Here is a 24,772-nt window from a genome sequence, read left to right as displayed (position 1 = left end):
TAAATTTAAACACCCCCTCCGCTAACGCAGAGGGGGTGTTTTTTATTGCGCATAATATTTTATAAAATAACAAAATAAAACGTGAAATGAATGAAATTTAATCAAATGTGAAGCTTTAATAAGCTATTTTGTCTATATTATCGAGCAAACTCTTTTTAAGTTTCATGCACACTGGTTATTTTAAATAAAATTAATTTAAAATATCAGATGAATCAAATGCTAATCGTTAATTTAAGAGCCGCGGATTCAAAATCGAAGTGCAACACATTTGTAATGGGTTGAGAAAATTAGGTGAATTATAATTATTTTGATTTTTTTCAACTTGCGATTGGAAAGCACACTATGATGCAATACACCGAGCTTTCTCTATTCATGGAGTCGCGTCTATTTTCAGAACATTCAAGGCCGATGTTGGGAATCTGAAAGGTCATTTATCATATTTGAGAAAAGATCTTTTCCAAAAATATCTGACAGAAACAGGACAAACTTTTATATGGATATTGTGGGGGGAGCGGAGACAAAACTATAAGGGCGGTGTTGAAGTATATGAATATTTCAAAACTAAACAACATCTGCATAAACAAGTTTATATTTGGAAAGATGATCAAATAGTTAAATTAGATTAACTTATAATATTAAAATTCAATTAAAGAAAAAAACCGCCAATTTATGGCGGTTTTTTATCAATGACAACTTATGTGTCGCTCAATGACATGTTATGCGTCGCAAATGACAACTTATGTGTCGCGTGACGCGCGCCAGTGAATGACATATAACATGAGATTTAGTTATTCACTTAAATCAATAGCTTTAAATTTTTTATGACATATGATCTCAGCTTCTTTTGACACATAAGTTAAGACTTTTTAGAAATTTATGTCATATAAGTTAAGATTTTTTTTACCATAGCCTGCTTCTATCAGTTTTTTAACATCCTCTCTTTTAAACAACCTAACAGAGTAATTGTGATTGCCGTGAAGATATGGCTTGATCAATCCTCTAGAGACCATATTAGTAATATGAGTTCTATGCATTCCAAGAAGATCGTTAGCCTCTGATGCTGTACAAAAATCCTTGTTAATTTCTAAGACATGATCAACCTGTCTTTTTGGTAGTGATTGCCAATAACCTACATCTCGAAGTGTCAAATAGCCAGTCATGATCCAATTCTTCTGTAGTTGGTCAGCTGTGCAGTTAAGCGCTTTAAGTACATCATCTATAGAGATAAAAGAAGGGTCATTCTTTAATTGTAGTAATAGATCGATGCTTCTTCGTGGAATGCGGTATGGGCGTTCATTTATATCTTCAACTAACAAACATTCTTGTTTAATGAGATGAGCTATTTGGGCTGATGAAAGATTGAAAAGTTTAGCAGCGTCATTCAGATTGATGAAATCATTGTTGTCGCTTTCTATCACAGTTCCTTTTTTCTTGCGCCCCAAATTGTTCTTGTAGGTGACTATATTCTCAATCATAGATTTATCTAAATGTTGAATGTCTTTTCTAGCATAAAAAGAAGGATAAAGTTTATTGAGGTAGATTGGATCGATTTTTAAACTAGAAAGTTTATCTCTTAGTGTAAGTGGCGAAACGTTCAATTGTTTAGCCAGTGGGCTTAAGAAAATATATTTTTCATTAAAATTGTTGATAAAGTCTTTATGAAGACAAAGCTGTGTATAACGATTGAGATACTTTTTGGTCGTTGGAATATCTGGAATCTTAAGAAATAAACGGGTGTTTCTATCATTGATATCCAGTATTTTCATCATTTCAGGAATAGTATAATAATGATTGGATTCATCAGCTAGGTATGGTGGATGACGATATTCATATGTACCATTGATATTTCTTGCATCATTAATCAACCAGTCCTCAAGTATTTTGGCACTGAAACTATTTTTTTCATTATTTACAAGCTGATCATGATATAGAATTCCTGCATTTAATCTTTTATGAAATGATGAAAAGCTAACTCCAAGTATATGTCTTGCTTCATTTTTATTAAATTTTCTATCAATAAGTTGCGATGAAAATTTTTTATAGTCATTAAAGTGAGACAGGATCTTAGCCAAAATATGCTCGAATCTAGCCTTTTTTTGAGAAAAGGGAAGTAATTGAATACGAGGATGAGCATAAACTAGATTTTCTTCGATTTTCTGAATAAGGAAAGCTACAAAATGCTTTTCATTTTGGAAATAATCGTAAGATAGTCTCAAGATAAAAGAGTTATTCACTTGTATGTTTAAGTTTGAAAAATACTCAAGTAGTGCGATCCATATGTCATAAAATATTTCTATAAAATTGTCATTATTAGTGTTTAGGTTACTGAGAAACCAATGATTAGTATTGATATCATCTTGAGTTGATGATTCGCTTTGATGTTCTCGAAGATCATAGCGACAACTAGTGCATTCAAATAATGACCTACGATTTACTGTTAATGGACCATGACAGTTTGGACAGTTAATTGTTAAACTAATTTTGTGTTCCAGACAAATTGTTAAAGGATTTAATAACCAGTTTTTTCTCCAATAACCATTATTTTCTAAGCAAATTGGGCAGAATTTATTTAAACCTAATGATAGGAGTTGGGGCTGAATTATTTGATTGTTATTCCAGAAAAAATATTGAAATGTTGGAGGAGTTTTTCTAATTACTAGTTTCAACAAATCATCGGAAAAGTTTAAGTGTTCTATAACTTTTTTGAGTTTATTTTCATCAGTAAATATCGCTTCATAAGATAAGGTATAAATTGACATGCCAGTGCTATTTAACATTTGCTTTGGTGATTGATAACCATTTACATAAGAAGCTCTAAGAAAAAATCCAGCTAAAAATTCATCTGAAAATGGAATTGGTGTATGTGTAAGTGTTAATTTTTTCATGATTTAAATTAGTATTTCAGTAATTTGATTAGGGGTGAGTTGAAAAATATTTTTCAGAGTCATTGGTTTATATAAGATGTTTTTCGAAGCATAGGCTTCATGAAAGTCGCTCATTGAGACAACTAGACGATTGTTATTCATTGTATTTAAGCAACTCTGACTTATAAGTTGCATAACATAGGCTTGGTAACCACTAGTCGCTAAAAATATTCGCATTGATAGATCTTTTGAGCTAATTTCTGGTTCAAACCTAATGTTAAAATTCTTTAACATGTATATAGAAATTTGCTTCAAAAAAGGTATTAGTGTCGAATTTTCTGCATGTATATCTAAAGTTAGAGGGTTGAGTTTTACAACACACGAGAACCTTCGTGCTAATTGACTATCAATGAACAGATTGTGTTGAATATTCGGTAAACCTACCAAACATATAGATATTTTTGTTTCATCCGCTAATGTCTTGATCCAATTCGCAACATTTTCCGAAGTCTTATTTTTTTGAGCACTAGAGCTGTAAATATGATGAAACTCATCAAGCATAATCAGTTGTGTTTTGCATTCTTTTAAAAGAATGCGTAATCGATAATTCAATTGCTCACTAGTGCCTTTATGGTTCGTACATCCAAGCTCTTCTAGCATTCTGATTGCTAGGCTTTTGATCGTGATTGGAGATGGTACTGGAAAATAAAAAGCTGGAACTATTAACTTCTCGAAGTTATCTTCAATGCATTTATAGGGTTTGTGTCTGCTTTTTATAAGTTTACATATCGTTGATTTACCAACACCTCCTTCACCAAGCAATAATGAGCCGATAGGACGATTATTCAGGTAACTCATTTGCATACACTCATCAATAGAAGTTAAAGCATTTGAAAAATCAGAGTGATGACAAATGAAGTTTGTTAACTTAGAGAGAACTTCAATATTTTTATTACTATTCATCAAAATTAATCTCTTCGTAAAAAAAATCGGTTAGATTCGTTGGTAAATTGTCATATGTAAGATGATTGTCTTCTTCTATATGATTAGTAGATGACAGCGCATTAATTTCGTCATTATGTAAAGTGACTAGATTTAACCGGTCTTCCTGCTGTTTAATCATCAGAGGTAAGTCATTTTTGGCTTGTCTAAAACGTTTATTTTTCTTGTTAAGTGTTTGTATTTTTAACAAGAAGTTTAAGCGTGCTAGATATAAAGTCTCTTCATTTTTGATTTCATCTGGATCAGATTTATACTTTTCACGCAATATTTCCTTTGCTTCTAGCCATTCAGCTAAAGTCAAATCTTTAGTTGCCTCAGGATAAATTGAGTCAGCTTGAATTAGATTATTTTTATTGAAAGGATCTTGAACATAGATCGTAGTTAAATCTAGTTGATCAACATAGATAGTGACTTTTTCTTTGAAAAGATAATTTAATGTGGCAAGGGCTTGAGATTTATACCTTAGACCTTTTAAGTTGATTTGCCCTTTGTTGATTTTATATCGAAAAACAGTTCGACATTTTCTTTCAATTTCTAGTTCAGGAATAGTTAAAACAGGAAATATTTCAGATGCTTCTCTCCACATTTTTTCAGGTCTTTGCTGTGTACCTGAATGAATTCTTTTATGATAAATATTCTCAATCCACTCGTTAACCAAATCTCTTAATGTATCTAATGTATAACAGGCATTTCCGACAGAGTCATAATCTCCACGATGCAATGGTGATGAATACGTAGTACCTTTGAGTTTATGAATAATACTTTCATTAAGTGATTTAAAGAAACTTTCAACATGAGCTTTATTATCTGGGGAATATGGTTGTGATTCTGATTTGGTAATATTGAAACTATTACAAAAATTGGCAAGCGCATTATTATTAAATTCACAACCATTGTCCGGAATTATTACGGTCGGAAGACCTCCTGTTAAACCGCGATGAGGTCTCATCAACATGCTTTTAAGAACTAATAATGTTTTTGTTGCAGAAGGGGGAAGCATACATAAGCGCCACCCGACGATTGCTCGTGTATAAACATCTATTGCGATACAAAGTTGTGGTCTACCGAGTGCATTACCATTTTTATCTAAAATGATGCAGTCAATTTCATGGGTATCCATTTCAACTATTGCGAGTAAACTTGGAGATATTAAGCTTTGACCTGAAGCTTTAAAAATTAGATTTGCTTTACGTTTTCCTTTTTTATTTTTGACCATGATATAAGGATCAAATTTATGAACGCGCCGATATATGGTACGCTCTGATGGTACTTCGGCATTTGTATTGAGTGCTCTGATTCGCTCTTTAATAATTAAATAAGCATCATTTGGACTGAAATTTTCTCGTTCTTTTATAAAATTGAGAATAACCTCATTAATAATTTTTTCAACTTCGATTGAAAATCTAAAACTATTATTTCCACCAATTCCTTGATAAAAAACATTAAATGAATTTGAGTTATCTCGATACTTTTTTATATACCTTGCCAGCGTGCTTGCAGCTATTTTTCTTAGATTCGGATTTTCTTGAGTAATATTTATAATTGCAAAATTCAAATGCTTAATTGAGCATGGGATTTTGTTTGAAACAACATAGTCTATATACTGAAAAATTTCGTCAATCGTTAGCGTTTGATTTTTGTGCAATTGTGGAGTACTTAAAGTAGTTAACTTCATATCTCCATATAGTATTTTTTTAATTAAATCATCTTTTGTTATGAAATACATATTTCCACTTATAAAGTTGGAATAGCGAATTGTTTCCTGCTCGATATAACATATTTCATAATACTCATCATTGTATGTGAGTCGATCACCAATATTTAGATTAAAATTATTTTTCATATCTAAATTCCTAGAATTTTTTTATAAAAAATAAAATGATCAGCAATAATTGAATTTAAATTATTTGATTGCATTAAAAGGTATAGATCTTCTCTACTCTTAAATTTTGCATTATTAATAATAATTTCTGCTTTATCTAAATCAGATTTATTTAATATTTTATAATTTGCGCGTTGATAACTGATATTTAAAAAGAGATAATCTTGTTTTGAGAGAAGGTTATTACGATCAAAAGTCTTGAATTTAATATAATGATTTTTTAAAATTTCCTCTGCTATTTGAAACCTTGAAAAATTTCTTTCTGAAATTGTTTTTAAATTCGGTTTTATTTCATGAACTTCATAGCCATTTAAAGTACGAATAATAAAATCAGGAATAATATATTGTTTTTCAGTGATGAATATTTGAATGGCTTGAGTTCTGTACTCAAGAACATCTTCATTACGTTCTAAACTTATTGCATGAGCGAGTTCTAAATTACTTTCGAGACATATTAATCCTTTATTTTTAACGCTTGGAAATAGTGAAACACGACTTCCTATACGCGATTTTATTCTACGCTCACCAATAAATTTTGATGAAACATGTGTTTGTTTTCGAAAAGCATCTTCAAATTTTCCATGTAAGTTTTGATTAAGACGCTCTAATTTTTGTTCTAAATAGCTTGATTGCATCGCTGTTCTCACATTTTTTAGGATGAGATAAAGCTCTGAGCAATTTTGATTTTATTGCTCAAGGCTTGACGGAACATTGCAATCAAGAGATACTAAAAACGCGAATAGTTAGCTTTCTCTTGAATGCAAACGGGTAGAGCGGATTCTATGAATCCGCTTTATTTTTTCTTAAGTCATTTTTCTTTCTCCTCTGAAATTAATCCAAGTTCGATAGCAATTCTTTTGCTTTCACCACGTCGTGGTAAGCGATTTGTATTTAGAATTCTGTAAACTAAATCTCTTGAAAAATTATGTTTTAAGCTCCAGTCGGAAATCGTTATTCCGGCTTTCTCAAAATCATCTTTGATTTGCTGATTAGTCTTCATAGTAGTAATAAGAATAATTTGAACATTATCTTAAAATAGTTGTTTTTTTAGATTTTGCAAGAGTTTATTATATTGGATTATATTTTTTATTATAGATATAATTAATATTATTAAAACATTTTATTTATTTTAATAAATACATGATTCTATATTTTTAATAATATTAGATATAATTTTTTTCTTGTTATCTAGTTTTACTATAATATCTTGACTATTTTTTATATGATTTTTAAGGCAGAAGTTAATTTCAGGTAATTGCTTGCTGAGTTCTCTAGTTATTTGTATTTCAACACCTTTTTCAGCCTTCTCTTGTTTGAGTAGTCTTAACTCCTCAGTTAATATCTTTGTAGCTTTTTCTTGACAATGATTAACCCTAAAGTCAGTTAATTTATCTGTTTCTGAATAATAAAAGATACCAGATTCATCATATTGTTTCTTAATATACCCAAATTTCTCTAATTGCCTAATAAGAGAATAGGTTTGCCATTTTGTTGTTTGAGAAGGCTCGTTAAACCGCATCCAAAGATCTTTAGGCTTACACCATGTTATCAGTACATCGTTTTCAACCAACAAAAGAAATTGTTCTTTAAGAATATGTTTGATTTCGTTCATCTAAGTCACTTGATACATGATTGAGGATTATAATCCTCTAATTATGCATTATATCTAAAACAACATTTACAGTTAAGCATTCACTAAATTTATGTGAGCATTTGTTTGTTATCTAGGCATTAGGAAGTTTTTTATTGATAGTATTCTTAATTGTGGGCTTAACTATGACATTGAAATTCATAAAAAAAATATTTAGTGCTATATGTCTAAGCTAACAGTGGGTTTACAAGAGTTTAAGATAAAGCAGACATTAAATGTGGTTATAGTTAATTTAAGCTGGATATAATGTCCTTTTTACTGGATTTTACTGAGAATTATATGAAGAAATCGTCAAGTCTTTTTATGATTGATGGCGTTGCTGAGTTGCTTCAGCGCGTTGGTGAGAATATTAAAATTGCTCGAGTTCGTAGACGTATCACTATCCAAGAATTAGCGAATCGTGTGCATGTAGATGAACGCACGATTAGTCGAATGGAAAAGGGCGATCCAAGTATAAGCTTCAAAAATTTAGTGACGGTTCTAATTTCACTGAATATAGCAGATTCTATAGCGGAACTAGCCCATCCAGATCATGATGAAGTTGGTAAGGCTTTAGATATTCAAAAGTATCCTAAAAGAGTACGAAGTCTTGATAAATTAAGTGATGATTTTTAGGCGAGACGGTGTCGGATGATTCAAATTACCTTACTTCATTTTTTTAAGGGCTTGATACAAGAATAAATTAAATCGTAAAAATATAAATTCTACAATGTAAGCTTCCATGTGCTGAAAGTTTTAAATTGGATTCATATGAGGATTATAAGCCGTGGATACTTAGTCCTCAAAAATGAATAGTTCTATTCTTTATGGGAATAGAACTTATGAACGATTTAGCACAAAAAATTGGACAAGCAATTAGGGTGTGTAGAACTGAACAAAAGATTACCCAAGAAAAATTAGCCTTACTTTGCAATATAGACCGTAGTTATCTTGGTCGAATTGAACGTGGTGAAGTGAATATTACTGTGCATAAGCTCTATGAAATTGCACATATCCTTGAAGTTGAACCACATGTTATTTTGCCGAAAAATTGAATAAGTGATGGTTCTTTCTTTTAAATCATTAATCCCATATAAATTAAGCATATTTATCTGGGTAGTGTAACTGGTATAGCCTCAATCATCAGAGAGCATTTATAATTAGATTATCCCAATTTCAAGGCTCGGCAGGATATGTACGAGTTTTCTTGTTTTTCTTAAATTTTGAAATGAAATCTTCTAATCTTTCATTTATTTTTATCTATTTGCGCAACATCCTGTAGTTGTTTGACTTTTGATATATCTAATCGTTTGATCTGGCTTAGCAATGCTAAATATTCAGGCGATTTCAAAGCATTCTTAGTATCTTGACGCAAATCATCAATTTCTTGACGTGTCATTTGATAGTCATCTGGGAATTTAGTCATAAAAACAACTCCAAATTTAAAACATTATAAGTTCAATTAATTTAATTTGTGGATTATAATCCTCTTTTTGTGTTGGTCTTACTACACTCAATAATATTAAAAATACCTGATTTTATATATAGTCGGAATTATCTAAATGAAAAATATAGATTTATTTATTGTTTTGAGCTTGTGTTTACCATTTGTAGGATGTGTAACAGCGAACTCGATTAAGCCTAGTGATGTAAAAGCTTATAAAACACCAAATGATTTAATCGTTGCTAAGTCTCTCAACGGTAAAGATGGAAATGGTAAAGAGTACTTATTTGAAGCTTCTGTACCTGATGCTTTAATTCCTTATGTCTATATGAGTAACCTCTGTGCTACTCAAGATGGTCGTTTCTTTCAAATGTCTAAGAGTATGTTTCGTTATTTAAGAGGTACACATATACCTGCTTTGAATAATCAACGTCTCATTTCAGCAACAGGTACATTTATATGTGCATCAAAAGCACCATGGAATGTCTCCATTGAACCTGTCTTATCTCGTATTGGTGGAATGGGGCAGCCCTTAAACTTTGTAACCCTTAAGACAGCAGTTATTTCTGATAATGAGGTACATAGCAATTTGACTGTATATCAGTCGCAAAAGAATATTGAAGAAAATAATAAAAAGCTAGCTATTGAAAAACACAAATTTGAACAACAGCGATTAAAAAATGATTATGAAAGAAATTTAGCGATCAATGCTCCTAAATCTAAGGATATTGGTCAAACGATTTGTAAAAATACAAAATTGTCTGAATTTACTGGGACTATCGTTCTCGGACAACCAACATATCGTCAAGTTGATGGCTTAGTTATAGCTAGTTTTGAAGGTTTTTCAAATGATCATGCTAATTTGAAAATTAATATGAAGGGATGGTTGAATAACTTCAATCAAATATCATCAGGACCAAATGTTTTATATAAACAGACTCCATTAGAATCGGGACGAGTTATATGGGATGATAAGCAGGGATGGTATAAGTGTGTTTATTAAAGTTTCATTATAATTTTATTTTAGTCGTATATCTTTTTATTGCAAATTATCTAAAAAAATAAAGTTATACACTTAACGTCATCTCCTGTCGTTTGGAGAATGGATGCTACTTTACATGCTAAAAAATAAATTTTAGTATGCTCGTAAATAATATTTTAAATTAGTATTTTATGAGTTTTACACAATATGATTTAGGCAGTAGAAAGTCTGGTGAAATTATTGAGGTTACCTTAACAGCATCTGCAAATGTTCGATTAATGCAATCTTCTGATTTAAATAATTACAAAAATGGTCGCCGCCATAGTTATAGAGGAGGACTCATAACAAGAAGTCCTTATCGGATAGCTATTCCTAGTTCTGGGCGATGGTATCTAACTGTTGACATGCAGGGTTTAAGGGGGAGCACACGATCTTCAATACGAATTTTACCTTCTGCACTACCCGAAGCAAGACAAATGTCATTAAGTGAAGTACCTAGTCTTTATAGAGAACAACCAGAAGTAGTAAATGATCATGAAACGTTTGATGTATTTATTTCCCATGCTTCTGAAGATAAAGATGATTTTGTAAGAGAATTTGCAACGTCTCTTACAAATAAAGGTTTAAAGGTTTGGTATGATGAGTTCGCTTTAAAGATAGGAGACAGCCTTCGTCAAAAAATTGATAGAGGTCTTGCCAAAAGTAGAGTTGGATTAGTTGTTTTATCTCCTTCTTTTATTGCTAAAGGTTGGACTAATTATGAACTAGATGGAATTGTAACTCGCAATGTTTCAGGAGAACAGATTTTACTTCCAGTTTGGCATAATTTAACAAAGCAACAAGTAATTGATTTTAGTCCTTCTTTAGCTGATAAAGTTGCACGTTCAACTGCAACACATACAGTGGATGAAATTTCTAATGAGATTGTTGACTTAATTAATTCACATAAATAGTAAAAATCATATGAATAAACATAATGTATTTATTAGCTACCATCATGCTAATGATCAGTTCTATAAAGATTATCTTGAAAGTTTTAATAATGTTCATAATATTTTTATTAACAAATCGGTATCTATTGATGATATTGATGAAAATTTACCAGCAGATACGATAAGGGAAATTATCAGGGATAATTATCTAAGAGATACTTCTGTCCTAATTTTATTAGTAGGAGTGGAAACAAAAAATAGGAAGCATGTAGACTGGGAAATATATTCTAGTATGCGTAATAGTGCGAAGAACCGTAAGTCAGGGATTCTTGTTATTAATCTCCCTTCGGTTGGTTGTACTTACTTTAGAGTTGCTCATGGAGAAACAGAAAAACGAGATTTTTATCCTAATATAAATGAATGGATTTCAATTGATGATCGTGCTGAATATGAGCGTCGATATCCATATATGCCAGCAAGAATTATTGATAATCTTTTAATGGAAAAGTCATATATTTCGATTGTAAATTGGAATGATATAGAAAATGATCCTGAAAAATTAAGAAAATTAATTGAATTAACTTTTCAGGATAGAGAATCATGTGAGTATAGTCTAGGTCGAGCTATGAGAGAAAGGAATGGGTAATAGCTATATCACCAATTCCATTTTTCTGAGTTCACTTCAAATGGCTCTTTGACATTGTTTTCAAAAAAATTATTAATTTCTTTAAAGGAGTTTAATAGTTCATCATAAGCATAATACGTCTTTTGTATTTCATGGATAGGCGTGTTATAAAAATATTTCCCACTTCCTTCGGTGAAATATTCAGTTGTATTATCTGTAGATATTTTTTGATACCAACGACGGTAGTTATTCTGATTTTTAGTGAGAAATTTGTTTAACTCTTGAAGTATATGATTTGTTAGATCATATAAATCCTTGTCTCTTTTAGGATCAAGAATTTTCATTTCTTGTCGGAAAAAATTATAAGTTTGGAGATATGATTCGAATAAATCTGAAAAATTATCATATTTAGGTTCAATTTTGAATAATGTTCTTTTTGAATCTAAAAAGTTAGAAATGCTATTGGTATATAGAGTTCTTGATGTGTCAAATAATATATTTAAGCCCCCTAAACTCAATTTGTCTATTCTCAATGAATATTTTTTTCCAATGTATGCTGTAAACATTACATAGCTAATTAAACAAATTGCCCCAGTAATAATTGTTGATGAGAAAATAGAAAAATTGTTTTTAAACTTAACAGATAAAAATGTAGAGTAATCTAGATAGAACATACTAAATAATAATGCTAAGAAAATTATGAGAACAATTTTTGTAAGATATTTAGCTATAAAAGAGAAAAGAAGATCTATAATTTTTTTCATATTGATAGTAAAGAGTTGATTTCATAAATTTTATGATAAAATTAAAAAAAACAAAAGTTTAAATAGAGGAAATATGATTAAGCGTAAGGTTTTTATTTCACATTATAAGGGTGATCGGATAGAGGTTGATAATTTTATAAAAAGGTTCGGTCATCTCTTTATTCCTAAAGTTCTAGGTGCTAATGATAATGATGAATTTATTAATAGTAAGGATACTGACTATGTAATGAGACGGATTCGTCAAAATTATCTAGATGATAGTACAGTCACAATTGTTTTATTGGGGAGTTGTACCCATAGTCGTAGGTATGTGGATTGGGAGATAAAAAGCTCCTTAAGATATGATGCTTACACTCTACCGAATGGTTTAATTGGGATTGTCTTACCGAGCCAAAATAATCGTTGTCATTTACCTGTTAGATTTGATGATAATTGGGATCAACAACATCGTAATTGTTATGCAAGATTTTGTTCCTATCCTAGTTTAGATCAACAATTGGTTGAATGGATTGAAGATGCATATACATCTAGAACATCAAGAAAGCATTTAATAAATAATTCAAGATTAATGTTTGGCTACAATGCTAAATGTAGTATTCATGGAGATACACATTGACTAATATTATTACACCTCCAATAGCAGTACATTTTGTTTGGCATCAGGCAGATAATGAATCATTTAAAAAGTATTGTCAGCCTTTTAGAAGATTTTTAACGAGAGATATTGAGCGACCTTTTTCGCGTGAATTAAATATTCCTACTTTTTTTTATAGTAGTTTAAGCGAAATTCCGAATTATCCCATTAGTTTAGCTCAAAGAAACATAGTATTTATCTGTATGAGTGAGAATACACTCACAGATGAAAGATGGATTGATTTTTATAAGAATTTCCCTGTAGATCAAAGTTTGTCACTTATTCCTGTGGCATTCGATATAAATGGTTTGAAGCATTGTAACCATCAAGGTGCTCTTTTAAAGCGCAATGCTTTGAGATTATACGAATTCGGTTTGGCAGATGATGATCAGACACGTGAATTAGAATCTATTTTAAAATTATTACATGAGTTGTATAGATTTGGTTTTGTTGATACAGAATCACCGTCTGTAGGGTCTGATACATCTATTCATCTTTTCTTGAGCCATGCTAAGAAAGGAGAAATGGGTGAAACATATGCAAAAGCAATAAAGCATTATATTGATACAACCAATATGAAAAATTTCTTTGATGCCTCAGAAATTTCAGTTGGTTATCAATTTGATACAGAGATAATTAGTCATATTAATAAATCTACGTTAATAGCTATTACTACTGATGCATATTCATCTCGCTATTGGTGTCAGCGTGAAATTTTAGAAGCTAAAAAAAATAATAGACCAATCATTTCAGTAAACTGCTTACAAGTTTACGAGGATAGAATATTTCCGCCAGCTGCGAATGTGCCATGCGTACATATTGCACCTACTGATCAGCCAACTAAATTCGAAATTCTAAATATTCTAGTTGCCGCGTTAACTGAAACTATTAGATTTAATTTTTCTATATCTCTCCTAGAGTATTATAAGCAACAATTGTGGATAGACTCGACAGCAATTGTTCTAGCTCGTCCTCCTGAAATTCAACAAATAGTTTCTTTACGAAGTACACTTAATGAAAGTGAAATTTTAAAAATTTGTTATCCAGAGCCTCCTATTTATGCAGAAGAGATGGATTGGCTTGAATTCTTAAAGGTGAAGCCTTCAACTCCTTTATGGGCTGTTGGAGATTCGAATACACAAAATAAAAAAATTGGTATTTCGATATCTGAATATGGTGAAGATTTTGAGAATATACACATTCATGAAGATGAGTTGAAACGATTTTCACAAGAGCTTGTTAGGCATCTTCTCGTCAGAGGTAATACTATCATTTTTGGCGGAGACTTAAGGAAAGATGGTTTTACTGAATTTCTTCTTGATGAGGCTAGTATTTTACAAAATAGATTGCCTGAAAGGGAATTCAAAGTCGAGAATCATCTGGCTTGGCCATTGCATATTACTAATGATTTAAGCAAATGGAAAATTAAATATGATCAAATCATTTCACAAATTAAATATGGTATTCCTGATGACTTAGATGGGCAAGTAGATGAATCAGGTTTTTTACCCCCTACAGATTCTTTTAGCAAATTCATTTGGTCTAGATCACTAACATTTATGCGGGAACAATCAATATCTAATAGTGATATTAGGGTTTTTGCAGGTGGGAGACCTAAAGGTTATAAAGGTAAAATGCCTGGTGTTCTTGAGGAGCTTTTAATCTCGATTGAATATAAGAAACCAATATATTTAGTGGGCGGTTTAGGAGGAATCATAAAAGATATCTGTATGATAATTAGTGGTGATACTATACCTGAAACTTTGACATTAGATTGGCAGTTATCAAATAATGAAGGTTATGATGAATTAATAGATTATTTGTCACAACAAGGTTATGAAATCAACTATTTTGATTTTATTGCTAAGATTAAAAGTATAGATATTGATCATTTGGCATCATTGGCTGGGCTATCTGTAGTTGATTATAGAAAATTAATGGAAACCCCATTTATTGATGAGATTATTCACCTAATTTTGAAAGGTATAAAGAATATTTCATAATCTAGTTGGTTAGATTGTTAAATATAACAATCTAACCTTCAAGTTGTTAATTAACAAAATCTGATAGCTTTTTTCCTTTGACCCATGCGTATTTGAGTTCATTAAAGTAATCACTTTTAGTAATTACTGGATAAAGATCCAAATATTCTTGTCCTTTAAACTCTTCATTTTCTTGAAAAGTTAATGGAAGAACACTAACTTTTTCTGGACGAAATCCATCAAAATATCCGAGTTCCCAAGGCATCCATTTAGATTCTTTTGAATTAGAAGTATAAATATATATTAGAGATTGACATTGCCTCATTCGCTTTCTTAATACATCTGCGGTATCTGCATTAACTTTATCTCTTTCTAATAGAGGGTCTGTAATCCAATCTACATATACTGTAAAACCACTTTCTTCTAAAAGAGTCTTTACGCCCAATATTAATTCTGAATCCCTAATTGAATGCGATAAGAATATATCAAAGTGACTTTTTTGTTGTTGACGATAAACTGACTCATTAAGAGCTGATTCCATTGATATGCTAGATTTTGCAGTAGTTGCTCTCTTTGCAGCAGAGCGCGCTTCTGATCGTGTAAAAAATTTCATATTTAAAATTCTTGTTAAGTGTTAGATCTATATTGTTTGATTAAAAAAGAGCCTAGATTTTAGACTCTTTTTAGAAAAAATTTAGTTACCATTTTCTTTAAGCTTGGTCTGACGATTTTGTAACAATCTCGAAATATGTGTCAAAAATCTCACATTATCTGTCATTCAGCGCGCGCGGATTATCTTACCAACTTAAAGCACCACCAGTCTGGTAGTCTGTAACACGCGTTTCAAAGAAGTTTTTCTCTTTACGTAAGTCCATCATTTCAGACATCCATTGGAATGGATTGTTTACACCAGCAAATTGTTCTGGTAAACCAAGCTGCGCTAAACGACGATTTGCAATGAATTTTAAGTATTCTTCCATCATGGCTGCATTCATGCCCAATACACCACGTGGCATTGTGTCACGTGCATATTCGATTTCAAGCATTGTACCTTCAAGAATCATTTGAACGATTTCTTCTTGGAATTCTGCTGTCCATAAACTTGGGTTTTCAATTTTGATTTGGTTAATCATATCGATACCAAAGTTCAAATGCATAGACTCATCACGCAAAATGTATTGGAATTGCTCAGCAACACCATTCATTTTGTTACGACGACCCATTGACAAGATTTGGCTAAAACCACAGTAGAAGAAAATACCTTCAAGTACACAGTAGAATGCGATTAAATTGCGAAGTAAAATTTGATCGTTTTCATGTGTACCCGTTTGGAATGTTGGGTCGCATAGAGATTGCGTGTATTTTAAGCCCCAAGCTGCTTTACGTGCGACTGAAGGAACTTCACGATACATATTGAAGACTTCGCCTTCATCCATACCTAAAGATTCGATACAGTACTGGTAAGCATGTGTATGAATCGCTTCTTCAAATGCTTGACGTAAAATATATTGGCGACATTCAGGGTTAGTAATGTGACGGTAAATCGCCAATACCAAGTTATTTGCAACCAATGAGTCGGCAGTAGAGAAGAAACCTAAAGAACGCATAACAATGGTACGCTCATCTTCAGTTAAACCATTTTCAGACTTCCAAAGTGCGATGTCATGGTTCATGTTAACTTCTTGTGGCATCCAATGGTTTGCGCATCCATCTAGATATTTCTGCCAAGCCCATTCGTATTTGAACGGTACAAGTTGGTTCAAGTCAGCACGGCAGTTGATCATAGCTTTATCATCAACTTGTACGCGCTGAGCGCCCATTTCAAGCTCTTCTAAACCCGGTGCAACATCCAGTGTTTCTAAGGCAGCAGATGCTCTTGCCATGGAATCGGTTGAATGTTTTGTGGCTCTTTGATTGGTTCGAGTGGGTTGTGCAGCTGCCACAGTCGACGGTGTGAGTTGTGCATCAGATACCACTTTCGAATCAGTCGTTTTCTTCGATTCGACGGGCGCAGGCTCGTGAGCTTGTGCAGCTTGTTTCTGTTCATCATCTTCGAAATCGTCCCAACTTAGGATAGACATGTTTGTTCTCTCTACGTTGCTTTATATCGTGACCGACATCTCACAATCGAAGATGTCACTACTATACGCTCATTCTGTGTAAGCAAAATTAAGTTTTGCCGATGGTTGTTCTGATTCTGTTCGAAAGAACAAATATCCACACTACTTATTTTGCTTACGCTTTTGCTGTTTACGGATGGCAATAAATGCATACGCCATAGGTATATAAAAAATTAAAAAGGCTAAGATCAGCACGATTATGCCTAACTCGTAGTTATGACTTAAATGGAACATTTCTTAGCCTCTATTAGATCCTCTCCCTAACCCTTTCCTTAAAAAGGAGAGGAAACATATCACTTGATTTGACTCAAAGAGAAATCTCCCTCCTTAAAGGAGGGGTTAGGGGAGGTAAATTAAATTACTGACATGCTTCGCAATCAGGGTTGTCAATTGAGCATGCTAATGGCACTGGTGCAGCTTGAGCAAAGCCATCTTCTTCAGCAGTTGGAGCTTCAGGTACAGTTTGTACCACTGGAGCGGCAACCACAGGTGCGGCAGCAGAAGTATTTTTAACTGCGTTCAATGCACCAGTATTAATGGTCGACTTTTCAGCAGAAGTGGCACCCAATGCACGAAGGTAATATGTGGTTTTAAGACCACGTAACCATGCCATTTTATAAGTGATATCCAGTTTCTTACCATTTGCTTCAGAGATGTAAAGGTTAAGAGACTGTGCTTGATCGATCCATTTTTGACGGCGAGAAGCAGCATCTACAATCCAACGTGTGTCCACTTCAAATGCAGTTGCGAAAATCGCTTTCAATTCTTCTGGAATACGTGCAATTTTTTGTACAGAACCTTCAAAGTGTTTTAGGTCATTCACCATCACAGAATCCCACAAACCACGTTCTTTCAATGCATTAACGAGGTAAGGGTTGATTACTGTGAATTCACCAGAAAGGTTAGATTTCACATATAAGTTTTGGAATGTTGGCTCGATAGATTGAGAAACACCACAAATATTCGAAATAGTTGCTGTCGGTGCAATCGCCATGACATTTGAGTTACGCATACCATCTTTTTGAACTTTGCTACGTAAAGTATCCCAGTCCAAACGCTGTGTACGGTCAACTTCAAACATACGTTCTGGGCGAGATTTTGCAACAATTTCCAAAGAGTCGATAGGAAGAATGCCTTGATCCCACAATGAACCTTTAAATGTTTCGTAAGCGCCACGTTCAATTGCAAGTTCAGATGATGTTTGAATTGCAAAATAGCTGATGACTTCCATAGATTCATCTGCAAAATCAACTGCTTCATCAGAACCATAAGCCAACTGCATTTCATATAAAGCATCTTGGAAGCCCATGATACCCATACCAACTGGACGATGTTTCAAGTTTGAAGTACGAGCTTGAGGAACAGCGTAGAAGTTAATGTCAATAACGTTATCGAGCATACGAACAGCAGTTTTTACAGTGCGTGCTAATTTCTCGCGATCTAACACACCACCTTTAACGTGCTGTACAAGGTTAATCGAACCTAAGTTACATACTGCAATTTCATCTTTATTGGTATTTAAAGTGATTTCTGTACATAAGTTTGATGAATGTACGACACCAACATGTTGCTGTGGTGAACGTAAGTTACATACGTCTTTGAATGTGATCCAAGGATGACCTGTTTCAAATAACATAGACAACATTTTGCGCCATAAGTCTTTCGCACGAATTTTCTTATGTAACATGTTACTTTCTTTGGCAATGCCTTCGTAGTAAGCATAGCGTTCAGCAAATTCTGTACCGATTAAATCATGTAGATCTGGTGTTTCAGATGGTGTGAATAAAGTCCATTCAGCATCTTCAAATACACGTTGCATGAACAAGTCTGGAACCCAGTTTGCGGTGTTCATGTCATGGGTGCGACGGCGATCATCACCTGTATTTTTACGAAGCTCTAGGAATTCTTCAATATCCAAGTGCCAAGTTTCAAGGTATGCACAGACTGCACCTTTACGCTTACCACCTTGGTTGACCGCTACAGCAGTATCGTTTGCTACTTTAAGGAAAGGTACAACACCTTGTGATTTACCATTTGTTCCTTTGATGTATGAGTTTAATGCACGAACTGGCGTCCAGTCATTACCCAAACCGCCTGCCCATTTTGACAGTAGGGCGTTATCACGCATTGCGCCATAGATGTCATATAAATCATCGGCAATGGTCGTTAAATAACAGCTTGATAACTGTGGGCGTAACGTACCTGAGTTAAACAAAGTCGGTGTAGATGCCATATAATCGAAGCTAGACAATAAGTCATAGAACTCAATTGCACGCTCTTCACGATTTTCTTCATTGAGCGTAAGCCCCATACAAACACGCATGAAGAATAACTGTGGAAGTTCAAAGCGAACATCATTTGAATGAATGAAGTATCGATCAAATAAAGTTTGTAGACCTAAATAAGTAAATTGATTTGAGCGTTCAGGTTTAATCGCTGCTGCCAATTTCACAAGATCGAAATTTAAAAGCTCAGGAGAGATTAACTCAAGCTCAATCCCTTTTTTCAGGAATGTTTCGAGTGCATCACCTTCAATAGTATCTGTTGGCAAACCTAAGAATTTTAAACCTGTTGATACAAGATCATCACGCAATAAACGTGCAGTCACATAAGTATAATTTGGTTCTTGTTCGATACGGGTACGAGTCGCCATCATCATTGTGGTTGAGATGTCAGACTGTTTTACACCGTTATATAAGTTTTTAACTGTTTCATCGACAATGGCTTGAACATTGATGCCTTCTAAACCTTCGCTTGCTTTTTCAATCGTGGCTTGAAGTTTACTTAAATCTAGAGGCTGAAGCTGACCGTTCGCACCTGTGATTTGTAAAGTTGGGTGATGATGAGCACCTGTTTCATTGCGTGCAGAAGCACGTTGATCACGATAAATCACATACGCACGCGCAACTTTTTGCTCGCCAGTACGCATCAGAGCCAATTCAACTTGGTCCTGGATTTCTTCGATGTGAATTGTGCCACCAGACGGTAAACGACGGTTAAAAGTATTCATCACCATCTCAGTTAACTGAGAGATGCGATCATGAATACGGCTTGAATCCGCACTTTGTTGACCTTCTACAGCCAAAAAAGCTTTGCCAATTGCTACAGAAATTTTATCTGCATCAAAAGCGGCAACATCGCCAGTGCGTTTAATCACTTGAATTTGACCAGGGGTTGTAATGGCGTTCATTGTCAGCGTAGCTCCATTGTCATCATTGTTATGTTTATGGACCATTTGAATCGGACAATCAACAGATTTTGTTGTCACGATATTTGAGGACTAAACACAATACTTAGTGGTTTAATTTAATTTAGAACACAAGATACGGTAATTTTAAGGGTAGATCAATATTGACATTTTCGAATGTTTTATCCCTAAACAATAAAAAATTATTTACTTCTTTTTTCCTTAAAGAACCATTTTTGTTATATGCCTTATTAGACAAGGGCATAGCATAACAAAGACTGGCAATTGTGCTTATAGATAAGTTTGTGGATAACTCAAAAAGCGATGAACTGATCACACAGAATATGAACAATGAAATATTTTGTTTAAAAATTAATCTGGTAAAGACGTGTAAACGAGAACGCATCAAAATAAAGCTAAAAGCTGTAAAAAAATGTCTACAATTCAACTAATAATAAAAATATAACAAATTGATACGCTCATGTATCAGTTTGGTGAATGAGGTCTTGTTTACATTGTAAACGTGTGTATATTGCAAAACATAGTGTGTTGAATCTGCGAGATTTGTAGCAGACACCCAATTAAATACAGGGGCAAATAGATGAGCCAAGAAGAAAAGTTACCTAAAATTTTGATCGTTGAAGATGATGAGCGTCTTGCACGTTTGACTCAAGAATACTTAATCCGTAATGGACTTGAAGTCGGAGTCGAACCGGACGGAAATCGTGCTATTCGTCGTATTATTGCTGAACAACCTGATCTGGTGGTTTTAGATGTAATGCTTCCTGGTGCTGATGGTTTAACCGTTTGTCGTGAAGTTCGACCACATTATCACCAACCGATTTTAATGTTGACTGCACGTACAGAAGATATGGATCAAGTGCTTGGTTTGGAAATGGGTGCAGATGATTATGTTGCTAAGCCTGTTCAACCACGTGTATTGCTTGCGCGTATCCGTGCTTTATTACGTCGTACAGATAAAGTACCTGAAGACGAAGTTGCACAACGTATCGAATTTGATGATCTTGTGATCGACAATGGTGGTCGTTCTGTGACCTTACATGGTGAATTGGTTGATTTCACCAGTGCCGAATATGATCTTCTATGGTTGTTGGCATCCAATGCTGGTCGCATTCTTTCTCGTGAAGATATTTTTGAGCGCCTACGTGGTATTGAATACGATGGCCAAGACCGTTCGATTGATGTGCGTATTTCACGTATTCGCCCGAAAATTGGTGATGATCCTGAAAATCCTAAACGTATCAAAACTGTACGAAGCAAAGGCTATCTTTTTGTTAAAGAAACCAGTGGCTTATAATTGATATTAATAAATTCCTTGAAAAGGACAGTTTAGGTGTCAAAACACAGCATATTCCTGCGAATATACGCAGGTCTTGTTATTCTTGTGGTTTTAGTTGCGTTATTTGGTTATTTGCTGGTTCAAATTATCAACTATCAACGTGCACAAGAGTATCGTGAATCTTTAACTGATGGTATTTCATTCGTCATTAGTGAAGGTGTGGCACGTCAGCAAACTGAACAACAACGCATGGATTGGATTTCTGATGCATCTGATTTATTGGAACTTCCAATTTATTATTTAGATGCAAAGAAAGTTGATTTATCCCGTACCGAAGAAAAACGAATTGAAGAGCAAAAAGCTGTCGTTCGTTATGATGCGGAACAAGGAATTGCATATTTAGTGCTTGGGATTAGAAATGATCCTAAGCATTATTTATACATAAAAGTCGATCAAATTGGCGAACGCCAGATGAAGGCATTACCTGTCTTTATTTTAGACTTCTTAGTGTATTACCCAGGTCAAGAACAAGAATATCTGAAAAAAATTCAGCAGCATTTTTATTATCACGTTGGCATTGAAAAGATTTCAGAACTTAATCTTGATTCTGAACAAATTGGTCGATTACGCTCAGATCAAAGTGTGATTTTATGGCGAGATAGCGCAACAGCTCGTGTTACAACGATCTCTATAATTTCACCATTACCGAACTCACCTACAGATGTATTGGTTTTAGGTCCAATACCAATGTTTAACTGGATGCCAGTCAAACTTGCTGCGGGTATTACCTTACTGAGTATGTTCTTACTCTGTTTGGGAGTTTATGGCTTGATTGTTCCGATGCAGCGTAAATTAAGACAGGTGAATAATGCTCTAGATGTAATGAAAACAGGCGATATGTCACAACGCGTACCTGTTGAAGGTTATGATGAAATGGCGAGTCTGGCGACAAGCTATAATAGTATGTCTGACCATATTCAGCGTTTGATTGAAGCGCAGCGTGAGTTAATGCGTGCCGTATCACACGAATTGCGAACACCTGTAGCACGTATTCGTTTTGGTATGGAAATACTTGCAGATGAAGAAGATTATGAACATCGTCTGCAACAAGTTGAAATGATTGATAAAGATATAGAAGCACTAAATACGCTGATTGATGAAATCATGACTTATGCAAAATTAGAGCAGGGCACACCATCACTCGATTTTGAAAAAATAATCTTAAATGAAGTCTTACAGCAAGTTGCAACTGAAACTGAAGCTTTAAAAACACAAAAAATTATTCATTTAAATCCATTATCTGCAGACGTTGTGGTAGATGCTGAACGTCGTTATTTACATCGTGTGGTTCAAAATTTAGTGGGTAATGCTGTTCGCTATTGTGATCATCAAGTTAACTTAAGTGGCGGAATTGATCATCAAACCAATATGGCATACGTCTGTGTTGAAGATGATGGTCCAGGGATCGCAGAAGATGACCGCCAACGAGTTTTTGAAGCCTTTGCACGTTTAGATGATAGTCGTACTCGAGCTTCGGGTGGATACGGTTTAGGTTTATCAATAGTGAGCCGCATAGCCTTTTGGTTTGGTGGACAGATTCAAGTCGACCAAAGTCCAGAACTGGGTGGTGCGAGATTTACTATGTCTTGGCCAGTGCATCGGTTCAAAAAGAAAAAAAGTACCACTACCAAAGAGAAAAGCTAGTTAATTGCTTACATTGAGAAGTTAATCTTGAGTTTTGAATGATTTTATCCATGATTATATAAAAATAAAGCACCGTAATCGGTGCTTTATTGCGATAAAAACAATTATTCTTGAATGGTCGCATTCGGTTGAATAATTGATTTTCCTTCTCTTAATGCTTGTAAGGCATCGTTATTAAAATCGATCAGTAAGCTATTTTGTTCAGCATCAATTTTAAAACTACTGATAATTTTTTGGTCGCCATTGAGTGTGTCGATACGATATTCATCTGCAATGTTTAAAATGCCTTCTAAATTTGTCGTTGTTGCAGCTAAATCCTGACGAAAAACCTCATAAATATCTCTGAGATCAAAGATTGCATTTTGAGCATCTAAGTGTTTTTTTACATAGCTTTCGATATGACGAATGAGTAATTGGGCAAATAAGAAATAATTCGGTTTACTGGTGAAATCCATATTATTTTACTCCTGAATTATTGATTTAAGGTTTTGACTTTTAGCATACACAGGAAAATAACTTAAAGTGTATAAAGTTAATTAATACGTGTTATTAAATTGAAAATTTTAAAAATTATTTTCAAAAATTGCGTTGTAGGTAGGTGAAAAGTAGGCATTCGTGAAATCCAATATCACTGAGCAAAAGCTTTAAATTTACAATAGTGATAATATTTTCAATATTCTGTTATTTAATTTGTAATTTTTTATTTGTTTTATCGCAGTGTGAAAAATATTTATTTTTAATTATTTTGTGGATTTGAATTTTAGCCAAGAATGTAACAAAATATTTTAACTGTAAAGTTACTTATTTTATCCAAGAAATTATTTAAATGTATGGAATGCGCTAAAAAAAATAGTGTATAAAGTATAGGAAATATAAATAAGTCGCTGATTTGTCATTTTTAATTCATGCGATGATAATATTATTCGGAAAAATGAATAAGAACTAAAAAGGAAATTTAATAAAACGATAAGTGAGCGCTGTACAGCTTAGAATCGATGAAAATTATACATTTTGTCTAAAAAATCATCCGAAAGACTTAGAGCTATTAACTAGCAACAGATGATGTCAATCGGGTACAATTGACCAGATTTATTTTGTGTTTGGTGTATTTGCGAGGCCAATACATACATTCTTTGTTAAATAATAGGCCTGCCAGGAGTTATCCCCGCATGAGTGCCATTACTCCATACGATTGGGCAATTATAGCCTTCGTGATCGGCGTGACGTTTTTATGTGTCTTTATGCTTACTGTTCCTTTGCTCCTTGGGGGTAAATCATGGGGACGTGCGAAGCAAGAGCAATTTGAATCAGGCGTGGTTGGTGCTGGTGGAGCACGTATCCGCTTGTCTGCTAAGTTCTACCTTGTTGCAATCTTCTTTGTTGTATTCGATTTGGAAGCCTTGTATTTGTATGCATGGGCGACATCTGTACGTGAAGTAGGTTGGGTTGGTTTTGCAACTGCCGCTGTATTTATTTTAGTTTTACTCGTTGGTTTGATTTATGAACTCTCGACAGGTGCGCTGAATTGGTCGCCTTCGGATCGCCGTAAAGCCGCAGGGATTAAACCTAAAATTGGTTCACCTAATATGGATCTAGCAGAAATTACTCGCTTCAATAATATTGAAGAATTGGTGATTGACCCGACAGGGACAATTCCAGCTCAATCATCTGGTCGTGTGAAATCTAAATCTCCGACCATGTCTCTGAATAAGGAGTAACT

23 protein-coding genes are annotated in these 24,772 nt (G+C 33.7%); 10 read left to right on the top strand and 13 right to left on the bottom strand.

Translation table 11 applies throughout. From position 1 onward, the window contains the following. Nucleotides 1–866: 866 nt before the first annotated feature. The 6 genes from ACG94X_RS12610 to ACG94X_RS12585 form a co-directional block, all read right to left on the bottom strand. Nucleotides 867–2,885 (bottom strand): TniQ family protein, encoded by a 2,019-nt coding sequence (locus tag ACG94X_RS12610; RefSeq protein ID WP_419384066.1) that lies wholly within the window; start codon nucleotides 2,883–2,885, stop codon nucleotides 867–869. A gap of 3 nt (nucleotides 2,886–2,888) precedes the next feature. Beyond that, nucleotides 2,889–3,827, bottom strand: coding sequence for a TniB family NTP-binding protein (locus tag ACG94X_RS12605; protein WP_419384065.1), 939 nt, complete (start codon nucleotides 3,825–3,827; stop codon nucleotides 2,889–2,891). After that, nucleotides 3,820–5,709: a TnsB C-terminal domain-containing protein gene (locus ACG94X_RS12600; protein WP_419384064.1), complete on the bottom strand. Its 1,890-nt coding sequence runs from the start codon at nucleotides 5,707–5,709 to the stop codon at nucleotides 3,820–3,822. The genes ACG94X_RS12605 and ACG94X_RS12600 overlap by 8 nt, the downstream gene beginning before the upstream one ends. A 2-nt stretch (nucleotides 5,710–5,711) precedes the next feature. Next, nucleotides 5,712–6,383: a TnsA endonuclease N-terminal domain-containing protein gene (locus ACG94X_RS12595; RefSeq protein WP_419384063.1), complete on the bottom strand. Its 672-nt coding sequence runs from the start codon at nucleotides 6,381–6,383 to the stop codon at nucleotides 5,712–5,714. A 173-nt stretch (nucleotides 6,384–6,556) separates the two neighbouring features. Then, complete coding sequence (locus ACG94X_RS12590) at nucleotides 6,557–6,748, bottom strand: BcepMu_gp16 family phage-derived protein (protein WP_092688470.1); 192 nt, start codon at nucleotides 6,746–6,748, stop codon at nucleotides 6,557–6,559. Between the two features lie 129 nt (nucleotides 6,749–6,877). Then, complete coding sequence (locus tag ACG94X_RS12585) at nucleotides 6,878–7,360, bottom strand: hypothetical protein (RefSeq protein ID WP_419384062.1); 483 nt, start codon at nucleotides 7,358–7,360, stop codon at nucleotides 6,878–6,880. A 285-nt stretch (nucleotides 7,361–7,645) separates the two neighbouring features. On the opposite strand from ACG94X_RS12585, the gene ACG94X_RS12580 reads away from it, so the two are divergent. Both ACG94X_RS12580 and ACG94X_RS12575 read left to right on the top strand, forming a co-directional pair. Continuing rightward, complete coding sequence (locus tag ACG94X_RS12580; RefSeq protein WP_419384061.1) at nucleotides 7,646–8,014, top strand: helix-turn-helix domain-containing protein; 369 nt, start codon at nucleotides 7,646–7,648, stop codon at nucleotides 8,012–8,014. A gap of 206 nt (nucleotides 8,015–8,220) precedes the next feature. Beyond that, a complete protein-coding gene (locus ACG94X_RS12575) occupies nucleotides 8,221–8,433 on the top strand; it encodes a helix-turn-helix domain-containing protein (protein WP_419384060.1) in 213 nt (70 codons plus the stop codon). 191 nt (nucleotides 8,434–8,624) lie between these two features. Here the strand turns inward: ACG94X_RS12575 and ACG94X_RS12570 are convergent, their stop codons facing one another. Continuing rightward, nucleotides 8,625–8,804: a hypothetical protein gene (locus ACG94X_RS12570; RefSeq protein WP_092688480.1), complete on the bottom strand. Its 180-nt coding sequence runs from the start codon at nucleotides 8,802–8,804 to the stop codon at nucleotides 8,625–8,627. Between the two features lie 136 nt (nucleotides 8,805–8,940). Here ACG94X_RS12570 and ACG94X_RS12565 point away from each other — a divergent pair, with 136 nt between their 5' ends. The 3 genes from ACG94X_RS12565 (at nucleotide 8,941) to ACG94X_RS12555 (ending at nucleotide 11,382) form a co-directional block, all read left to right on the top strand. Further along, on the top strand, nucleotides 8,941–9,825 hold the full coding sequence (locus ACG94X_RS12565) for a hypothetical protein (RefSeq protein ID WP_419384059.1): 885 nt from the start codon (nucleotides 8,941–8,943) through the stop codon (nucleotides 9,823–9,825). Between the two features lie 170 nt (nucleotides 9,826–9,995). After that, nucleotides 9,996–10,757: a DUF1883 domain-containing protein gene (locus ACG94X_RS12560; protein WP_337708689.1), complete on the top strand. Its 762-nt coding sequence runs from the start codon at nucleotides 9,996–9,998 to the stop codon at nucleotides 10,755–10,757. 10 nt (nucleotides 10,758–10,767) lie between these two features. Further along, the gene (locus ACG94X_RS12555; RefSeq protein WP_419384058.1) at nucleotides 10,768–11,382 is read left to right on the top strand and encodes a TIR domain-containing protein; all 615 of its coding nucleotides are present in this window, start codon (nucleotides 10,768–10,770) and stop codon (nucleotides 11,380–11,382) included. Nucleotides 11,383–11,390: 8 nt separating this feature from the next. Here ACG94X_RS12555 and ACG94X_RS12550 read toward each other — a convergent pair whose 3' ends face one another. Then, entirely contained in the window at nucleotides 11,391–12,125 is a 735-nt protein-coding gene (locus ACG94X_RS12550) for a hypothetical protein (RefSeq protein ID WP_419384057.1), read from the bottom strand. A gap of 73 nt (nucleotides 12,126–12,198) precedes the next feature. Between ACG94X_RS12550 and ACG94X_RS12545 the strand changes: the two genes are divergently transcribed. Together ACG94X_RS12545 and ACG94X_RS12540 are read left to right on the top strand one after the other, a co-directional pair. Then, nucleotides 12,199–12,741, top strand: a complete 543-nt coding sequence (locus ACG94X_RS12545) for a TIR domain-containing protein (RefSeq protein ID WP_419384056.1) — start codon at nucleotides 12,199–12,201, stop codon at nucleotides 12,739–12,741. Further along, nucleotides 12,738–14,762 (top strand): TIR domain-containing protein, encoded by a 2,025-nt coding sequence (locus ACG94X_RS12540; RefSeq protein ID WP_419384055.1) that lies wholly within the window; start codon nucleotides 12,738–12,740, stop codon nucleotides 14,760–14,762. The genes ACG94X_RS12545 and ACG94X_RS12540 overlap by 4 nt, the downstream gene beginning before the upstream one ends. Before the next feature lie 46 nt (nucleotides 14,763–14,808). Here ACG94X_RS12540 and ACG94X_RS12535 read toward each other — a convergent pair whose 3' ends face one another. The 4 genes from ACG94X_RS12535 to ACG94X_RS12520 form a co-directional block, all read right to left on the bottom strand. After that, complete coding sequence (locus ACG94X_RS12535) at nucleotides 14,809–15,354, bottom strand: toll/interleukin-1 receptor domain-containing protein (RefSeq protein ID WP_419384054.1); 546 nt, start codon at nucleotides 15,352–15,354, stop codon at nucleotides 14,809–14,811. A 184-nt stretch (nucleotides 15,355–15,538) separates the two neighbouring features. Continuing rightward, nucleotides 15,539–16,822: a ribonucleotide-diphosphate reductase subunit beta gene (locus tag ACG94X_RS12530; RefSeq protein WP_419384053.1), complete on the bottom strand. Its 1,284-nt coding sequence runs from the start codon at nucleotides 16,820–16,822 to the stop codon at nucleotides 15,539–15,541. A gap of 141 nt (nucleotides 16,823–16,963) precedes the next feature. After that, nucleotides 16,964–17,095, bottom strand: coding sequence for a preprotein translocase subunit YajC (locus tag ACG94X_RS12525; RefSeq protein WP_419384052.1), 132 nt, complete (start codon nucleotides 17,093–17,095; stop codon nucleotides 16,964–16,966). 124 nt (nucleotides 17,096–17,219) lie between these two features. Next, nucleotides 17,220–20,096, bottom strand: a complete 2,877-nt coding sequence (locus tag ACG94X_RS12520; protein ID WP_419384051.1) for a ribonucleoside-diphosphate reductase subunit alpha — start codon at nucleotides 20,094–20,096, stop codon at nucleotides 17,220–17,222. Between the two features lie 553 nt (nucleotides 20,097–20,649). Here ACG94X_RS12520 and bfmR point away from each other — a divergent pair. Together bfmR and bfmS are read left to right on the top strand one after the other, a co-directional pair. After that, nucleotides 20,650–21,366 (top strand): response regulator transcription factor BfmR, encoded by a 717-nt coding sequence (gene bfmR / locus ACG94X_RS12515; RefSeq protein WP_419384050.1) that lies wholly within the window; start codon nucleotides 20,650–20,652, stop codon nucleotides 21,364–21,366. A gap of 36 nt (nucleotides 21,367–21,402) precedes the next feature. Next, on the top strand, nucleotides 21,403–23,052 hold the full coding sequence (gene bfmS / locus ACG94X_RS12510; RefSeq protein WP_419384049.1) for a sensor histidine kinase BfmS: 1,650 nt from the start codon (nucleotides 21,403–21,405) through the stop codon (nucleotides 23,050–23,052). A 104-nt stretch (nucleotides 23,053–23,156) separates the two neighbouring features. Here bfmS and ACG94X_RS12505 read toward each other — a convergent pair whose 3' ends face one another. After that, entirely contained in the window at nucleotides 23,157–23,507 is a 351-nt protein-coding gene (locus tag ACG94X_RS12505; protein WP_419384048.1) for a hypothetical protein, read from the bottom strand. 714 nt (nucleotides 23,508–24,221) lie between these two features. Between ACG94X_RS12505 and ndhC the strand changes: the two genes are divergently transcribed. Next, entirely contained in the window at nucleotides 24,222–24,770 is a 549-nt protein-coding gene (ndhC, locus tag ACG94X_RS12500) for an NADH-quinone oxidoreductase subunit A (RefSeq protein ID WP_419384047.1), read from the top strand. Nucleotides 24,771–24,772: the final 2 nt, after the last annotated feature.

The sequence above is a fragment of the Acinetobacter psychrotolerans genome (assembly GCF_048552595.1).
GTDB lineage: Bacteria > Pseudomonadota > Gammaproteobacteria > Pseudomonadales > Moraxellaceae > Acinetobacter.
This window is presented reverse-complemented; position numbering and strand designations above follow the sequence as displayed.

Coding starts and splice junctions, on each gene's coding strand:
- ACG94X_RS12600 (WP_419384064.1), bottom strand. CDS start 5,709: ATGAAAAATAATTTTAATCTAAATATTGGTGATCGACTCACATACAAT.
- ACG94X_RS12580 (WP_419384061.1), top strand. CDS start 7,646: ATGTCCTTTTTACTGGATTTTACTGAGAATTATATGAAGAAATCGTCA.
- ACG94X_RS12610 (WP_419384066.1), bottom strand. CDS start 2,885: ATGAAAAAATTAACACTTACACATACACCAATTCCATTTTCAGATGAA.
- ACG94X_RS12505 (WP_419384048.1), bottom strand. CDS start 23,507: ATGGATTTCACCAGTAAACCGAATTATTTCTTATTTGCCCAATTACTC.
- ACG94X_RS12545 (WP_419384056.1), top strand. CDS start 12,199: ATGATTAAGCGTAAGGTTTTTATTTCACATTATAAGGGTGATCGGATA.
- ACG94X_RS12605 (WP_419384065.1), bottom strand. CDS start 3,827: ATGAATAGTAATAAAAATATTGAAGTTCTCTCTAAGTTAACAAACTTC.
- ACG94X_RS12560 (WP_337708689.1), top strand. CDS start 9,996: ATGAGTTTTACACAATATGATTTAGGCAGTAGAAAGTCTGGTGAAATT.
- ACG94X_RS12575 (WP_419384060.1), top strand. CDS start 8,221: ATGAACGATTTAGCACAAAAAATTGGACAAGCAATTAGGGTGTGTAGA.
- ACG94X_RS12520 (WP_419384051.1), bottom strand. CDS start 20,096: ATGGTCCATAAACATAACAATGATGACAATGGAGCTACGCTGACAATG.
- ACG94X_RS12570 (WP_092688480.1), bottom strand. CDS start 8,804: ATGACTAAATTCCCAGATGACTATCAAATGACACGTCAAGAAATTGAT.
- bfmR (WP_419384050.1), top strand. CDS start 20,650: ATGAGCCAAGAAGAAAAGTTACCTAAAATTTTGATCGTTGAAGATGAT.
- ACG94X_RS12530 (WP_419384053.1), bottom strand. CDS start 16,822: ATGTCTATCCTAAGTTGGGACGATTTCGAAGATGATGAACAGAAACAA.
- ACG94X_RS12555 (WP_419384058.1), top strand. CDS start 10,768: ATGAATAAACATAATGTATTTATTAGCTACCATCATGCTAATGATCAG.
- ndhC (WP_419384047.1), top strand. CDS start 24,222: ATGAGTGCCATTACTCCATACGATTGGGCAATTATAGCCTTCGTGATC.
- ACG94X_RS12565 (WP_419384059.1), top strand. CDS start 8,941: ATGAAAAATATAGATTTATTTATTGTTTTGAGCTTGTGTTTACCATTT.
- ACG94X_RS12585 (WP_419384062.1), bottom strand. CDS start 7,360: ATGAACGAAATCAAACATATTCTTAAAGAACAATTTCTTTTGTTGGTT.
- ACG94X_RS12550 (WP_419384057.1), bottom strand. CDS start 12,125: ATGAAAAAAATTATAGATCTTCTTTTCTCTTTTATAGCTAAATATCTT.
- ACG94X_RS12535 (WP_419384054.1), bottom strand. CDS start 15,354: ATGAAATTTTTTACACGATCAGAAGCGCGCTCTGCTGCAAAGAGAGCA.
- ACG94X_RS12590 (WP_092688470.1), bottom strand. CDS start 6,748: ATGAAGACTAATCAGCAAATCAAAGATGATTTTGAGAAAGCCGGAATA.
- ACG94X_RS12525 (WP_419384052.1), bottom strand. CDS start 17,095: ATGTTCCATTTAAGTCATAACTACGAGTTAGGCATAATCGTGCTGATC.
- ACG94X_RS12595 (WP_419384063.1), bottom strand. CDS start 6,383: ATGCAATCAAGCTATTTAGAACAAAAATTAGAGCGTCTTAATCAAAAC.